This is a genomic window from Staphylococcus sp. GDY8P54P (assembly GCF_017892645.1).
GTDB lineage: Bacteria > Bacillota > Bacilli > Staphylococcales > Staphylococcaceae > Staphylococcus > Staphylococcus ureilyticus.
Genome location: NZ_JAESLN010000008.1, coordinates 180,469 through 197,749, shown reverse-complemented (window position 1 = coordinate 197,749; position 17,281 = coordinate 180,469). Strand labels below are relative to the sequence as shown.

Below are 17,281 nucleotides of genomic sequence, written 5' to 3'. Positions count from 1 at the left end.
AAAATGTATAAAATAATAATATTTACTTACAATAACTTTCAGTCAGGAGCAAATTTACGCTTAAGGTTTCGTACTATATTTTGGTCTGTAAAGCGGTTGCATATCTACTTTTTCCAATTTCAACAACTCTATTTTTGTATCAATGCCACCACCTTATCCAGTAAGACTGCCGTTTTTTCCAACGACTCTATGACATGGAATTATAATAGAAATCGGATTTGTACCAACCGCACCACCAACTGCTTGTGAAGACATATTTGGCTTATTTCTTTTAATACCTATTTCTTTAGCAATTTCACCATAAGTAACAGTCTCTCCATATGGTATTTTCAATAAAACATCCCAAACTTGCTCTCTAAATTCGGTTCCTATAGGTTTCAGTGCAAAATCAATTTTCGGGTTATTTCCTGAAAAATATTTATCGAGCCAACTAATAACTTTTTCAAAAACTGGTAATTCCGCTTCTGTTAATGCCTCGTCATAATTTGATTCGAAATCATCGTGTTTCGGTAACCACAAGCCTGTAATTGCTTCACCATCTGACGTAAGTGCAATCCGACCAATCGGTGACTCATAATATGTTTTATAGTGCATCATACCACTTCTTTCTAGTATATTTTGTGATTATCATAATCCTTTTATATTTTAATGTAAAATAGATACAGTTGATACAAGTCATGATAGAAAAACACGGTAATCGCGCTTTAAGTCATTGTGTAGCAACAAGATTAGGTATACTTATTAACAACATTTTGTCATGATATATATTCCTCATCATCACTCCATTTCACATGTTTAGTAAAAAAAGGCGTGGAACGAATCATAATATCAGACTCAACCTAGCGATTAATAAACGAAATACCCTTCACTGACTCACTTTCCGTGTTGGTATAACAAGTGCACTTGCTAATACACCACATAATACTAAACAAGTCCCCATGATAAAACCTACACCCGCTGCAATGTGTATGCTATGACCACTTTGAATTATACCAGTAAAAATAGAAGTCATAATTGCTATACCGAATGCACCGCCTAATGTAGATCCCATTTTAAAAATCCCTGAAGCAACACCTACTTTTTCCGGTGGAGTCGTAGAAACCGCCGTACTTAAAGCTGGTGTCGCAAATAATCCTGTACCGCCACCAAAACATATAGCACCAATTAGCGCTACAACAACATAAAGCGTAGTATCAAAAAATGTCAAACTGAACATTAATACACCTAAGCCAGTAAATATTGGGCCAATAATCATTGCGCGTTTTGCACCAAATCTTTTAATACTCTTCTCACCTAAGCGAATGACTAGCAATAATGAAATTAAATAAGGTAAAGTTAACAATCCTGCTTGGAAAGCTGTTAATTTCAAGCCGGATTGTACGTACATATTTAATAAAGCAATCACACCTACACCGGTATTCAATAAAAAGTTAGCTAAAACGGCACCAATATAAGGCCTATTTTTAAATAAATCTAAATCGATAAACGGCACCTTTTTGACACGTTCTACTTTGAAAAATATGTATATACAAATTAAAAATATGACAAATAAGATTACTGTTACAGCATTTAACCAACCTATTTTATAGCCTTGCGTGATGACAAAACTAATGCTACCAATCATAATAATAAAAATGATTAAACCGATATAATCAAACGGGCTCGTTTCTGCTTTATTAATACGACTTTCTGGTAATTTGCGCAGTAAAACTAAAGCTACAATTGATAATATGATCGATAATATAAAAATAGACTGCCAAAAAATAAATGTAGCCAGTGCTCCTGCAAAAAAGGAAGATAACCCAGTACCACCAAATGCACCGATTGACCAAAAACTGAGTGCCTTTTGTCTATCATCACCATCAAAAAAATCGTTCACTATAGAAATTGTGGCTGGCATGATAATCGCTGCAGAAAGTCCCTGTACAATACGACCAAGTAGTAGCATTACAACATTTCCTGAAGCAATCAACATCAAAGAACCAACAATACTTAACACTAAAGCAATTCTCGTCAATTTCACTTTACCAAATTTATCTGATATATTCCCAGCTACTACCATAAATACACCTGTTACAAATGAGGTTAGACTCACTGAAATATTTACGATATCCGGACTCGCATCAAAAGTAGTTTGTATTTTAGGTCCAATATTTAAAAATGCTTGGGCAAATAACCAGTATGTTAATATAGATAAAACAATGCCAGTTAATAACTTACTACCTGAAACTTTTTCTATTTTCACTGTCATAAAAACATCCCCTATTTCAATGTTAATAACGATATATTCATTCATGTATTTTACAAATCTGAAAATTGCAATCAGTGATAATACAATTTATAAAAATACATATAACTAAAATATTACCATTGTTTTATTGAAAAGGGGGATATTGACCGCAGATTATTATGAATTTTCTGATAATTTAAACTAAATACTTAATTTTTTCTTAAAATTGACAATATCAAAATAATTTCTTAATTGCTTTAGCAAAATAGCTTTTAAAATACAATACATTGTGTTTACCGTTCCTATTAGTAGTATAATAAAACATTGCTTTGTCAGAAAACAGTAATTCACTTAATATATCTACAGCGAATTCTGTTCGAACAAACATCTCTTGTTTCATGCTAAATTGTTGTTGTCCTTCGAGCGCTCCGACATACCAATAAATTTGTTTGTCATCTTTAATAACGGTTTGTTGTTTCATAAACTGTACAAATCCTGGGTACCATACAGAAGGTGATATTAATATGTAGCTGCCAAAATTTTCTGGACTTTTAAATAATGTATACAAAGCAAGTAATCCACCTAGTGAAGCGCCAGCTATACAGATATCTTCGTTTCTTTGTGATATATTAAAACATTTTCTTAAATAAGGAAGCAAATGCTTAGTCATCCATAAAATATAAGCATCCGCTTCCCCTTTATAATGAACCCCATCTACAACCGTTTCCCATGGGCTATAATCCTGATTTCTATTGTTGGACAGTACTCCAACCAATATCATATCTCGCTCAATATCTTTAAATAACTCGTCTCCATCTTGCACTAATATAAGTGAATAACCACTTTCTTTTGCTTCATCGTATGCTTTGGGCAATTTCACAAAAATATCATGTTGTTGAAAATGAATTTTAAATGTTCCAATATTCATTTTAATCACCACTTTCTCAGCAGTTCAAATACACATAGATTTTAACTAAGAAAAATTAAATAAGTTTATTTTATTTTTCTTAGCATATTCTAATGCTAAAATTTCTAAAATATTGATAAAAGCTAAATTATCTTTAACCTTAATGTATTGAAACTTTAAATTTTTTTCACTTGCCTTAATATTTTTCATTTCTGCTTCATCTAAACCATGATGCGCTAAATACGCTTTTCTAAATTTTGCAGTACCAGCGTCTGAAGCTGAATTAAATTGGCCTAATTTGTCAGATAAATCTTTTTGTGTAAATTTAAAGCCAGTCATAAATCCACCAGCTTGCCCAACAAATATTGGTTTTTTATTTTCAAAAATTACAAAAACACCTTTTTGTTCTGCGACTTTACTTCTACTTTCATTATCAAAACTCAGTGCGTTTGCTTTATCATACTTAAATAATTTCTTTAATTGCTTTTGATAATCTTCTAACAGGGCGTTTATTTTTTTCTCGCCATTCAATGTAATCATTCCTTTCTTTTTTTCAATTTACATATACACTAAATGACCTAATATTAAACCTTTTGTTATCATGATCAATTTTTAATTAGCGAAAAACCTCATTAGTTATTTAATGTAATTTTATTTTTGTCCTATATCAACGTGTGATTTATACAACAAAAAAACAGGTGTATACGTATGGTTTATCAAGTAATAAACCTCGTATGCGCCCGTTTTTTAATCATAAATATTAATTAGGTTTATCATACTAATCAATATTCTACTATCGTAAATCATGCATTCTACGGCAATAGAAATGTATGGTAGCTTTCATAAGTAATTGTATTATTTAAGATAATTTAATACTGTTAATCCTACTGCTTCTGCAGAAACTCGCATTGAACTTTCACTGATATTAAATTTAGGATGATGGTGGGGATGGATTTCACCATTTTCTGGTGCAGCACCAGCATAAATAAATGTGCCTGGAATTGTTTTTGCATAGTAAGCAAAATCTTCTGAAGGCGGTTGTGGTTCACATCTTTCAACATTTTTAATGGCATCAGTATCCGCTTCTTTTATTGTGTCTACAACAAATTTTGTAAACTCAGGATCATTGTACAATGCTGGGTAATCATCATGGTAGTCTAATTCACATTTGACACCAAACATCGCTTCCAATCCATCTGACAAACGCGTCACTTCTTTTTTAATTGTGTTTTTAGTATCATCTGTTAACGCACGTACGTCACCTTCTATTTCAACACTATCTTTAATCACATTGAATTGTCCTTTACCATCAAATGAACCTATGGTAACAACACCTGTTTCAAATGGATTTAAGCGTCTGGAAACAACGGTCTGTAAAGCATTTACAAAATATGCACCTGCTACAATACTATCATTTGCTGTATGTGGCGAAGAGCCATGTCCGCCTTGACCATTGACTTTAAGCTTAAAGAAGTCACGCCCAGTTTGTACATTTCCTTCTCGATAATAGATATTACCTGCAGGCATATGACTCATGACGTGAACACCTAGTACGTGATCAACACCATCTAAAATACCATCTTTAATCATTGACTGAGCACCACCAGGAGGTACTTCTTCGGCAGGTTGATGTATAACAACCACTTTACCATTAAATTGGTCTTTCATTTCAATAAGTGTCTCTGCAAGAATCAACATATATGCAGTATGTGCATCATGCCCACATGCGTGCATCACACCATCATTTTTAGAAGAAAATGCTAGACCCGTATCTTCTTGAATTGGTAAAGCATCGAAGTCAGCACGAATTGCGATTGTCTTACCTGGTTTACCGCTATCTATAATAACTTTCAAACCATTTGGTCCTACATTCGTTTCAACCTTACAATCTTTACCTTCATAAAACGACTCTATATACTTAGGTGTTTCTTTTTCACAAAATGATAGTTCTGGGTGTTGATGTAAGTATCGACGTATCTCAATCATACGTGCTTCTTTTTCTTTCAATTTTTCAATCAGTTGTTTCATGATAATCATTCCTCCAATGAAATATACGATACCTTAATGTCATTATATACTTTTCAAATGACAACGTTGTAATATTGAATTATGCTTTATTTTGTTTCTTAAATGATGGTACAGCTAAAAGAATAATAACGAAGGAAAGCAATGCCATTAATACATTTAGCCATAAACCAGCCATCGCTCCAAATTTCACATTTGTAGCTTCTGTAACAACGCCATATAATGCTCCTGATAAAGCTATACCAAACGCACCACCTAATGAGGAAGCCATTTTATAAATACCCGAAGCTACACCAACTTTATCTTCAGGAGAATTAGATATCGCCATATCTGTAGAAGGTGTCGCATAAAAACCTAAACCTAATCCATATAGTAAATAACCTATGATACATACTACGACATATAGTGCGCTTGGCAAAAATGTAAATGATATTAAAATAATACCAACCATATTAAATGTTGTACCTAACAACATCGGTTTTTTAGCACCCACTTTTTGTAAAACTTTTTCACCGACTCTAATCATCAACAATACAGTAACCAAATATGTAATCGATAAAAGTCCTGTTTGGAATGCGTTGAAACCTATACCTTTTTGAACGAATGTATTGGCTACCAGCAAGGCACCTGCAACACCATTAAGTAAGAAATTGGATAATGTCGCGCCTGTATAAGCTTTATTTTTAAATAATTTAAAATCAATTAATGGATTATGCTTTTTGTTTTCAACTATGACAAAAGCTATAGTTGTGATAATAAATACAATAAGCAATCCTATTATTATAGGTGAAAGCATGCCAAATGTACCACTTTGCGTAATCACGACATTAATACTTAACATCATAACTACAAAAAGAATTAGCCCAGTAAAGTCAAATTTCAAGTTTGTTGTACTATCAGATTTCGTTTCCGGTGTCCCTTTTATTAATAACATTGCAATTAGTGCAACAATGATAGATAAAATAAAAATCCATCTCCAACCAATAAAAGTTGAAACCATACCACCGAATAAGGATGCTAAACCTGAGCCACCCCATGAACCAATCGACCAATAACTCAGTGCACGCTGTCTATCTTTACCTTCAAAATATGTCTTCATAATTGCTAAAGTTGAAGGCATGATTGCTGCTGCCGATAAACCTTGAATTACCCTTCCTATGATAAGTAGTATTGGTAGATTACTAATTATAATCAATAAAGAACCAATGATACTTAACCATAAACCAAAATATGTTATTCTCACACGTCCTACTTTATCCGCTAGACTTCCTGCACCAACAACAAACATCCCTGAGAATAATGCTGTAATACTAACAGCAATACTGATTGTTCCAATATTACTATCAAATGATTGTTGTAACGTAGGAACTACGTTTAATAAAGATTGCGCAAATAACCAAAAAGTGACAACCCCTAATACAATACCTAATATTAATTTGTTGTCACCTTGATAACTCTTCGTATTTCCCTGTTGCGTCATTTGTTCATCCTCCTAAAATATTTTTAAAATGACAAATAGGGAAGATTAGCTTAGTTGGAAAATGTACTTATCTCTCGACATTTTCAATAAATCAATAAATGATACTTGCTATCCTCTCTATAAAATATAGTAGTCGGATATATTTTGCTAAAATATATAATAATTGTGGTTTTAGTATCGATTATTTTCTAAATAGCATTTGTGGTTTTAAATGACAAAAATGGACTATGCTATTTTTGTCATTTTGCATTTAACATTAAACAAATTTGATGACCATTTTATCGTCAGACATACTACTCAGCGAATCATATTGTATTTTTTCTCTATAAATATAATTAAAAGTATTTTTTAAATTCAATTATCTGTATGGCGTTGGTTTGTAATTTCAAATGATAAGATATCGTATCTACGACATCAACTTCACTGACATCTAATTTAGGATAAGAGATTCTATTCACATAATTAATTGTTTCTATATCCATACCATGTTGTGTATTGTACTGTTGCCAAACTTGATAAAGCGCACCATTATTTTTATCTAGTGTTAAATGCTTTATTTTATATGATCCAGTAGTAGCATTTAATATATTGAGCTGATACTCTTTATGACTTAAATAATCTGTTTGTTCATTCGTCATATAATATGGATTGTAATGTTCTGCATCCCATATTACGATTTGAAAATGATCACTCTGTCCTACAACCATACAGTCTTCATTTTTAAAAAGTACTTGATTAAATAATTTTTTAAAAAACATACTTGTAAAAAATGCAGGTCTTTTTCCATCAAACTGATGATATAAATCAATACCATTTAATTCAGAAGTAACCTCATTTGAATTATATTGATGGTGTAATTCGTGATTGAGCCAATAGCCAATTGCGTTAATTTGATGATTCATATCAATCAATTGCTCAAATATGATACCTGCTCTAAAATATTCACCATTTGTAAGGCTTGTATTACCTGTTAAAGTGTTCCAATTAAGTAGGACAATTGAAACATCTTTTCCTTTTATATTAAATCGTTCAGTGATCTTATTATACTGTTCTATGATATGTCTTTTAGCTAAATCATACTGTTGACTTTCAATTGATTTGAAATTAATAATATCATTTTGGTTTGCGCTAAACGCTATACTATCAACATCTTCACTGGAACTATCCAAGATTTGTTGGGCAGTTGTCACTTCATTAATATCAGTGATATCCGTATTAAGTATAATCTGAGTATGTTCAAAGTATTGCTTAAATAACATTATTATTTTTAATAGCATATTGGCTTTTTTGCCCTTCAAGTAAATGACTAATTTGAATTGTTGTCTATTCGGCACAGTATTATAAATATGCTCTAATAAAAATCTTAATTCTTTTGTATATTCCGCAAATTGGGATGGTAATGTTGGAGGATCAATTTCAATTCCTAAACCTATGTGATGTTCAAATAAAAAACTTAAGCATTCATCTACTTTCATATAAGGATGCATAGTAGGAATAAGTTCATCACTTTCAATAACTTTATGATCAATGTAGCCTTTTAAAATAGGATCTTTGATCAAAACATGATCCAAGCCTAAAAATTGTTGAACTTCTAACAGTTGTTTTCTGTATCTTTGAAGGCGCAATGTATCAAAACTACCAATTTGAATCACATGGTTATAATCTGATAAATCGTGTGTTTGATCGTAATTCAATGTAATATCAATAACTTTTTGATTATAGGGGGATTGGATCATAGTACCTAGCGTTTGTTGTATATAAGAATTTAAATAGTATAGATACATTTGATAGTTTTCTGACTCAGTGGGTTTATTGGCGGTGCTCACTATATCTTCTACCTGATATTTTTTTCTATATTGCGAAGGCGTTAATGCTGTGTCTAATTTAAAATATTTCAACAGCATATTAGAGTTACTAAAGCCATTTTTAAAAGCAATTTGAGTGATAGCATCATCTGTTTGTATTAAGTCATTTTTACAATGTTCAATTCTAATATGGTTGACATAGTGATTGAAACCGATACCCATATGTTTTGTAAATAATTTAGACAAATATGTGTGACTTAAATGCACCTTTTCAGCTACTTCACTTAATGTGATTGGTTTGGTGAAATTTCTTTCAATATATTTACATACAAATGCTAAACGATGATCATTGACATGATGTTCATGATTTATATTTTCATAAGCTGGTAAATATCTTACAATCATAAACATTAAGTCAATTAACAGTTGTTCCATATATAATCTATAAAATTTACCTTTTCGAATATAGACGACACCTATCTTAGCCACAACATTCAGAATTTGTTGATAAATGACGTTTTGCAATGTCTGGGAATTTAAAATATATACTTTATCATTATAATCACTGATATATTGTTTTAAATACGATGCTTTCAAATGAATAGCGGTATATAAAGTGTCATCCTCCTCAATCAGTCGATAACGCTCTCGATGATTGATAATAAAAACATCACCTGCTTGAAATTTATGAATACTAGTCCCACTGACAAATTTTAATTTATTTTTTAATACGAGAACGATACGTACACCATCATTAAAATTAAATACTGAATTATTGCTTGGATTAAATTCGATATCATAAAATTTTTCCATAACACACCTCTTTATTAAAATATATTTTAATAAAATAAGTGCGTATTTGCTATTTTGATTTTAATTTGTCGTTAATTGGACAAAAATCTACCTATCTTCAAATAAAGTCTCTGATTTTGTTGACGGTCATTTATGTGCTTAATATATCTTGCTAATTTATGGATATGCTAAAACGATGTTAAAGTGTGTTAAACTGGTATGCTTTAACACTTCAAGTGAAGTAGATACAGAATCGAACGATACTCCAACAGACTTTTAAAAAAACTTTAGCTCTAGGAATATTATAAATAAAAAAAATACTAATCCGTACACAACGGATTAGTATTTTTCTGAGAACAGTGTTAATTCCCGGAATTTTTACTTTTTATTAATTGTTTTTTCAATTAGTTCATTTAAATGTCGAATGTTTTCACTTTGTTGTGCTAATAGCTTAACAATTTCATCATCTTCACGGCCACGCGTACTTTCGTTTTTATTCTCTACGTGTGTAGCGAAGGATGTTGATTGTTCACTATCATTTTGCAACTGTGTTAAATCTTCTTTATATGATTTTAAAGCTTCATATAAGAATGCTTGTTGTGTTGTTTGTTGTGCAATTTCGTTATATAGTCTTTTTGTTTTTTGATCTACAGATATCGTATTAGTTTCTCCATTGTACGCGTTTTGTTGTTTGCGAATGCTAAATGTACGATCATAACTATCATTACCAGAAGACTGATTGATACGTGAATAATTAGATGCAGGCATCTCGCCTTGTAAAGCATGCCCTTCAATATCTACGTGAGGTAATATTCTATTTAACCATGCAGGCATATACCAAGATGCTTTGCCAAATAATTGTGTCAACGCAGGAATCAATAATAAACGTACGATAAATGCATCAAACAATATACCAAATGCAAGTGATAATCCCATAGATTTAATCATTACATCATCTTGGAAGACGAATGCAATAAACACACTGAACATAATAAGTGCTGCCGCAACAACGACTGGACCACTTTCTTTAATACCTACTTTAATCGCGTGCTCATTATTACCTGTTTTACTGTACTCTTCATGAATACGAGACATAAGAAATACTTCGTAATCCATCGCCAGACCAAAGAGCAAGCCAATTGTAATAACCGGTAAGAAAGCTAGTAATGGTCCCGTTGTATCTACGCCAAACAGTTCAGACATAAATCCTTCTTGCATTATTAAAGTCGTAAAGCCTAATGTTGCCACTAAAGAAAGGACGAAACCTAGAACTGCTTTTAGTGGAATAATGATAGAACGGAAGACAACCATTAATAGTACGAACGCTAATGCTACGATTACGCCAGCAAATAATGGGATAGCTTCATTTAGTTTTTGCGACATATCTATATTAATTACACTTTGTCCAGATACTTCAGTTTTGAAATTATATTTGTCTCTCGCATCATCATTATAATCTCTCAAATCATGAACTAAATCATTGGTAGATTTAGCATTTGGACCTTTATCAGGAATTACCGCTACTAATGCATAATCTTTATTTTTGCTTAATTGGGGCGGTGCAACCATTTTCACATTATCCATATCTTTAATATCTTTGCTCAAGCTTTGTAAGTCTTTTTGCAACGCTTCAGGATCATCATTTTGATCTTTCACATTGACAAGCATTGCAATTTGACCATTATATCCTTCTCCAAACTTATCAGATACAATATCATATGCTTTTTTCTGAGTTGTATCCGCTGGTTTCATACCATCATCAGGTATACCTAAACGCATATCATTAATCGGTATAGCAGCTACAACTAAGATAATAAGTCCAATAAGCACTGCTGCAAGTGGTTTTCCAACTACAAATTTGGACCATTTCGTATCTACATCTCCCTCAAACTCAGTTTTCGTTTGTTTAGGATGAATTTGCTTATGGAAAATGCTAATCAATGCTGGTAATAAAGTTAATGCACTAATCACTGCGACAAATACACTAATTGCAGAAGCGAAGCCCATTACGGCTAGGAAATCTATACCAACAAGTGATAATCCACAAACAGCAATAATAACTGTAACACCTGCAAAGATGACTGCACTGCCTGCAGTTCCTACAGCTAAACCTATTGCTTTAATGTGATTTGGTTCGCTTTTAACAATTTGACGATATCTAAATAAAATAAATAATGCATAATCGATACCTACTGCTAAACCAATCATAACCGCTAATGTTAAAGTAACATTTGGAATATCAAATGCATACGTCAATAACGATATGATACCTACACCCGTGCCTAAACCAAGTAAAGCACTAATGATTGGCATACCTGCTGCAATAAACGATCCAAACGTAATTAGAAGTACAACAAATGCGACAATCACTCCGATTAATTCAGAAGAACCGCCAATTTCAGTCGATTCCATACCTGTACCCATCAGTTCTACTTGTACATTATGCTCATCTTCTAATTTTTCAACTTGGTCTTTCACTTTATCTTTTGAATCTTCTTTTAATGACGTTGCAGACACATCATAATTAATATCAGCGATGGCTGTCGATTTATCCTCACTGATTTGTTTATTGTCATAAGGGTCTGAGATATTTTTAATATCTCCATCATCATCTTTAATATCTTTCAATGTATCTTTGATATCTTTAGTCATATCTTGCTTCACTATGCCATTATCTGAATCACTTTTAAAGACTGCTCTAATTTGAGCTTTCTCACTGTCTTGCCCAAATTCGTCTTCTATTTTGTCATTCGTATCTAATGACTGTAAGCCATTCATAGTTATATCATTATCAAACTTAGGTGAACTTATTGTAAGCGGTATAATAATTGCTGCAAGAATAATCACCCAAGCAACAACACTCCACCATTTGTGCTTTGCAACAAATGAACCTAATTTGTATAAAAATTTCGCCAAACTATTGCCTCCTTAATTAATCAACGTTATAGTTTATACATATACTGTAGATTATTTCTATTGACATCTTATAATGATTTACCCTATTTAAAAAAGAACTAAATATCCAATTCCGTATATTTAAACTACAGATTAGGAGAATTGTAGAATGAATGAAAAAGATTTGCGTGTAATCAAAACAAAACGGGCATTATCTCAAAGCTTATATGTACTATTAGAAAAATATACGTTTTCAACTATTTCTGTTAATCAAATTTGCAATGAAGCGTTAGTTCATCGTACAACCTTCTATAAGCATTTCTATGATAAATACGATTTACTTATTTATTTAATGACTTACTTAACTCAAGATTACTTTTCCACAGATATTAAAGATCGTATCAATAACCCTTTTACGAGCATGGAACAATCCGTCACACACATTGACGATTTTAGTAAAATAAAGCATAAACAAGAAGACGATAAAGAATTTGAACGTACAGTTGAAAATCATTTTATCCGTATACTGCAAAATGATATTAAAGCAAACGAACATCGGATAACGGTTGACCAAAGCGTTCCAATAGATTTAGTATTTTATGTTTACGGTGCGACTTTATACGGTTTTATGGAATGGATGCGTGAACATAATAGTAATATGTCGTATGAAGCCATTGATGCACTTTTTCATAAAATGATTAATATTCAAGTTAATGATGAATAAAAAGAAGCACTCAGATGAATTGAATAAATCATCTGAGTGCTATTTTTCTGGGATTTATCCCAGAATCTTTATTTTACTAGAAATGTTATCCTAGCCGATTGTTAACAATTAAAACATTTCTGAAACAACTTTTTGTTCTAAGAAATGTAATAGATAATCTGGGCTACCTGTTTTTGCATCTGTACCAGACATTTTGAAACCACCAAAAGGATGATAACCAACAACCGCTGCAGTACAACCACGGTTTAGGTATAAGTTACCAACGTCATATTCTTTAACAGCTTCAATCCAGTTTTCGCGATTATTAGTAATAACTGCACCTGTTAATCCATAATCTGTGTCATTAGCGATTTCTAATAACTCATTAAAATCTTTTCCTTTTACAAAACCAACAACAGGCCCAAAGATTTCTTCTTGCATGATTTGATCGCTTGATTTAAGTCCAGAGAAAATCGTAGGTTCAACAAAGTAACCAGTAGCACCATCTGTACCGCCACCTTGTTCTAACTTACCTTCTTTTTTACCAATTTCGATATAATTTTTAATTTTATCAAATTGTTTTTGGTTAATAACTGGTCCCATTGAAGTGTTATTTTCTGTATTTCCTAAAGTTAAATCTTGTGTAAGTTTAACTGCTTTTTCTAATACTTCATCATATACATCTTGATGAACGATCGCACGTGAACAAGCAGAACATTTTTGACCTGAGAAGCCAAACGCTGATGAAACAATAGATTCTGCTGCCAAGTCTGTATCGATCTCTTTATCAACAACAATCGCATCTTTACCGCCCATCTCAGCGATAACACGTTTTAAAAATTGTTGTCCTTCTTGAACTTTTGCAGCTCTTTCAAAGATTCGTGTACCTGTTGCGCGTGAACCTGTAAACGTAACAAAGTGCGTATGAACACTATCAACAAGATAATCGCCAATTTCTTTTGGATCACCTGGTACAAAATTCACAACACCTTTTGGTAAACCTGCTTCTTCTAATACTTCCATTAATTTATACGCTGTTAACGGGGTATCTTCTGCAGGTTTTAAAAGAACTGTATTACCAGCAACAACTGGCGCTAAAGTAGTACCCGCCATAATTGCAAATGGGAAGTTCCATGGTGGGATTGTTACCCCAGTACCAATTGGTTTATAAAAATATTTATTGTGTTCGCCTTCTCTATCTAATACTGGTTTACCGTCTGCTAATTCCATCATTGATCTAGCATAATATTCGATAAAATCAATACCTTCAGCTGCGTCACCAACTGCTTCATCCCATGGTTTACCAGCTTCATACACCATCACTGCTGATATTTCTTCTTTGCGTCGTCTAATAATAGCTGCAACTCTAATTAAAAATTCAGCACGATCTCTGTGCGTCCAACGTTTCCAAGATTTATAAGCTTCATTAGCTGCATCAAAAGCTTTATCTACTTCTTTTGTTGTAGCTTTTGATACTTCAGCAATAACTTCAGAAGTGTTCGCAGGATTGATAGACTGAAATGTATCCTTAGTAAAAATTTTCTCCCCATTAATCACTAACGGAAGTTTTTGATTTAATTCACCTTTAACTTTCTTTAATGCTTCTTTGAATGATTCGACATTGCTATTATCAGTAAAGTCAATGCCTGGTTCATTTGTATAGTTGACAACCATTTTTTCTACCCCCATGTAAGTTTGTAAATAGAAAACTAAAATGGAAAAATTCCATTCTTATTTTCATTGTATAGGTATCACACAACAAATGCAATCGCTTACAATAACTTTTATAAAAATAAATCGTATTTTATGTCTAACTTTTACTTTTAAAAACTGTATTGCGCTTGATTTATATCGTTCAAGTGACTTCAAAAAACACTTTCTTTAAATTTTTTACATTTATGAACTTAAAGAAAGTGTTTAATTCGTATAATGTCACATTAAAATTGTTACAACGTCCATTCAATTCAACCATCGTTGAATAATGACATTTATCAAGTCAACAAACAATATTTAATTTTTATGTACTTTTTGACTTTTATTATGTTTATGTGGTTTTTTAACTAACAGTATGATGCCTGCAATTAGCCATAACAATGCTGTAAATATATTTAATGTAAACACACAGACAATTGCAAGTAATATAAATACAACACCTGCAGTTTTTGGTATCTTCTTGATTAATAAAACAAATATTAATGCTAAGATTGTCGTTACAATAACTAAGCCTAAAGCAACGATAAATAATTGACTAATACTATCTAATAATTGTGATGTTTCTGTTTGAGTTAAATTATCGCTAATAGCATCTTGATTTTTAAAAGAACCCATTAACGAACGTTTAAAACTCCGATCGTTTAAAAATGGTGCAGCAATAGCCATTAAAAAAATCAGTACAAATTGTATGAAAATTCCTAGCCAAATTAGTACTTTTTCCAAAGTACGTTTCATATGCAACCTCCTTTGCAATTTATAATTTTTCATATGTTCTATACCCACAAAAATATGAATCATGCAACGTCATCCATATTATAATATTCGCTAGCATTTTCAATGAATAGTGTCATTGTATTAGGGTAATTTCTTAATATAAATGAAAACAAAGGGATGATTTAACACTATTATGAGTGACAAAAATGCACACGACAGAAAGAAGAAACATAGAAATCTTGTTTATATGATATCTGTTGCAATTATTGTACTTATAACATTAATTGCAGGTATTTTCCCTAAAAGTTTTGGTAATCACGCACAACAAGTCTACGATTATATAGCAAATAGTTTTGGATGGCTGTTTTTAGTAATTATTTTTATTTTAGATATATTTTTAATTGCGTTAGCCATTTCACGTTATGGTCGCTTTAAATTGGGTGATGATAATGAAGCTCCTGAATTTTCTATGATGTCTTGGATTGGGATGCTCTTTTCTGCAGGTTTGGGTGTCGGCATTGTATTTTGGGGTGTAGCAGAACCATTAACGCATTATTTACATTCTCCATTTCCTGGAAAAACGCCAGACGCTTCATCAGAATCAGCGCGTGTTGCTATGGGCTATACTTTTTTTCATTGGGGTATTTCTCAATGGTCTATCTTCGCAATTGCCGGTTTAACAGTGGCGTACTTCCAATTTAGAAAAAAACGTGATGGTCTCATTTCAACGGCGATGGAACCTGTATTTGGTGAATCTTATAAACGACCATATCGAAATGTGATAGATGTATTAGCCATTATAGCTACAGTAATGGGGATTGCCACATCTATTGGTTTAGGTATTATGCAAATTAGTGGTGGGCTACAACATGTCTTTAACGTTCCTAACAATAATGTTACCAAAATATCAATCACTATTTTAATGGTAGGTATTTTTTTAACATCAGCGATTACTGGTTTAAATAGAGGTGTAAAATGGTTAAGTAATATCAATATTGGCTTAGGCGCAATATTACTTATCTTCATGTTTATTTTTGGTGATTTTAAATTTATTTTAGAATCTTATACATTAGCAATCGGTGATTATCTACGTCATTTCATTGAATATAGTTTACGCATCAGCCCATATACAGGCGATAACAGTTGGATACAACAATGGACTGTTTTCTATTGGGCATGGGTTATATCTTGGTCACCATTTATTGGTGGTTTCGTAGCTCGTGTCTCTCGCGGTAGAACGATTAGAGAATTTGTTATTGGTGTATTAATTATCCCACCTTTAATTTCATTTACTTGGATAGCTGGATTTGGTGGTACAGCTGTTAAAATAGCATTGAATGGTAACGACAATATCGCTAATATTGTCGACAAGGATTATACTGTTGCTCTTTTTGAATTATTATCCAAATTTCCTATCGCTGACATCACAAGTGCATTAGCAATCGCACTTATCTTTATATTTATCATTACAAGTGCTGATTCTACTACACATATTGTTGCGGGTATGGCAACTGGTGGTATTGCTAATCCTAAAATCAAACATAAAATTATTTGGGGCATATTAATTGGTGCTATATCTGTTTCTATGACAATTGCAGGTGGTTTAACGAGTTTACAAACTGCCTCAGTTGTAACAGGTCTACCATTTTCAATTATTTTATTACTCATGATTTTTTCTCTAATGCGTGCATTGAGAAGAGAACCAACGGAACACTTTAAAATGACCTACATCAATGATGATAAAGATTATTCTATACCACTAGAAGAACGCGAAACAAATCATTTAGAAACCGATGAGGATTCCCCGATAGAAGAAAATGAACCAAGTAATCATAACGATAATGGCAAAAACCATGATAAAGATACCAAAAACAAAGATAATTAATCTATCATACTGTTTAAACTCATCCAGCTGACCCAATAAATTACCATTGTTTAATTGAGTATTAAATATCACAAACGGACATCGTATTGAAATCCAAATGTACTTTAATTTCAATACGATGTCTATTTATAT

11 protein-coding genes and 1 pseudogene are annotated in these 17,281 nt (G+C 32.1%); 2 read left to right on the top strand and 10 right to left on the bottom strand.

The window, feature by feature from the left end; genetic code table 11:
• Positions 1-60: 60 nt before the first annotated feature.
• The 8 genes and pseudogenes from KA883_RS03180 to KA883_RS03145 form a co-directional block, all read right to left on the bottom strand.
• Positions 61-594: pseudogene (locus KA883_RS03180) on the bottom strand (methylated-DNA--[protein]-cysteine S-methyltransferase).
• A 271-nt stretch (positions 595-865) separates the two neighbouring features.
• Positions 866-2,251 carry an MFS transporter gene (locus tag KA883_RS03175; RefSeq protein WP_046206740.1) on the bottom strand — a complete coding sequence of 462 codons (1,386 nt, stop codon included), beginning with the start codon at positions 2,249-2,251 and terminating at the stop codon, positions 866-868.
• 214 nt (positions 2,252-2,465) lie between these two features.
• Entirely contained in the window at positions 2,466-3,158 is a 693-nt protein-coding gene (locus KA883_RS03170) for an alpha/beta hydrolase (RefSeq protein ID WP_046206739.1), read from the bottom strand.
• Between the two features lie 45 nt (positions 3,159-3,203).
• Complete coding sequence (locus tag KA883_RS03165; protein ID WP_046206738.1) at positions 3,204-3,668, bottom strand: hypothetical protein; 465 nt, start codon at positions 3,666-3,668, stop codon at positions 3,204-3,206.
• A gap of 324 nt (positions 3,669-3,992) precedes the next feature.
• The gene (locus KA883_RS03160; protein ID WP_046206967.1) at positions 3,993-5,168 is read right to left on the bottom strand and encodes a M20 family metallopeptidase; all 1,176 of its coding nucleotides are present in this window, start codon (positions 5,166-5,168) and stop codon (positions 3,993-3,995) included.
• A 76-nt stretch (positions 5,169-5,244) separates the two neighbouring features.
• Positions 5,245-6,642 carry an MFS transporter gene (locus tag KA883_RS03155; protein ID WP_046206737.1) on the bottom strand — a complete coding sequence of 466 codons (1,398 nt, stop codon included), beginning with the start codon at positions 6,640-6,642 and terminating at the stop codon, positions 5,245-5,247.
• Positions 6,643-6,977: 335 nt separating this feature from the next.
• Positions 6,978-9,260, bottom strand: coding sequence for a transcriptional regulator AryK (gene aryK, locus KA883_RS03150; protein ID WP_046206736.1), 2,283 nt, complete (start codon positions 9,258-9,260; stop codon positions 6,978-6,980).
• A 357-nt stretch (positions 9,261-9,617) separates the two neighbouring features.
• A complete protein-coding gene (locus KA883_RS03145) occupies positions 9,618-12,155 on the bottom strand; it encodes an MMPL family transporter (protein WP_046206735.1) in 2,538 nt (845 codons plus the stop codon).
• A 148-nt stretch (positions 12,156-12,303) separates the two neighbouring features.
• Between KA883_RS03145 and KA883_RS03140 the strand changes: the two genes are divergently transcribed.
• Positions 12,304-12,858, top strand: a complete 555-nt coding sequence (locus KA883_RS03140; RefSeq protein ID WP_210139861.1) for a TetR/AcrR family transcriptional regulator — start codon at positions 12,304-12,306, stop codon at positions 12,856-12,858.
• Between the two features lie 108 nt (positions 12,859-12,966).
• Here the strand turns inward: KA883_RS03140 and pruA are convergent, their stop codons facing one another.
• Both pruA and KA883_RS03130 read right to left on the bottom strand, forming a co-directional pair.
• Positions 12,967-14,511, bottom strand: coding sequence for an L-glutamate gamma-semialdehyde dehydrogenase (pruA, locus tag KA883_RS03135; RefSeq protein ID WP_046206733.1), 1,545 nt, complete (start codon positions 14,509-14,511; stop codon positions 12,967-12,969).
• A gap of 336 nt (positions 14,512-14,847) precedes the next feature.
• The gene (locus tag KA883_RS03130; protein ID WP_046206732.1) at positions 14,848-15,285 is read right to left on the bottom strand and encodes a DUF4064 domain-containing protein; all 438 of its coding nucleotides are present in this window, start codon (positions 15,283-15,285) and stop codon (positions 14,848-14,850) included.
• 172 nt (positions 15,286-15,457) lie between these two features.
• On the opposite strand from KA883_RS03130, the gene KA883_RS03125 reads away from it, so the two are divergent.
• Positions 15,458-17,149, top strand: coding sequence for a BCCT family transporter (locus tag KA883_RS03125; RefSeq protein ID WP_046206731.1), 1,692 nt, complete (start codon positions 15,458-15,460; stop codon positions 17,147-17,149).
• The last annotated feature ends 132 nt before the right edge of the window (positions 17,150-17,281 follow it).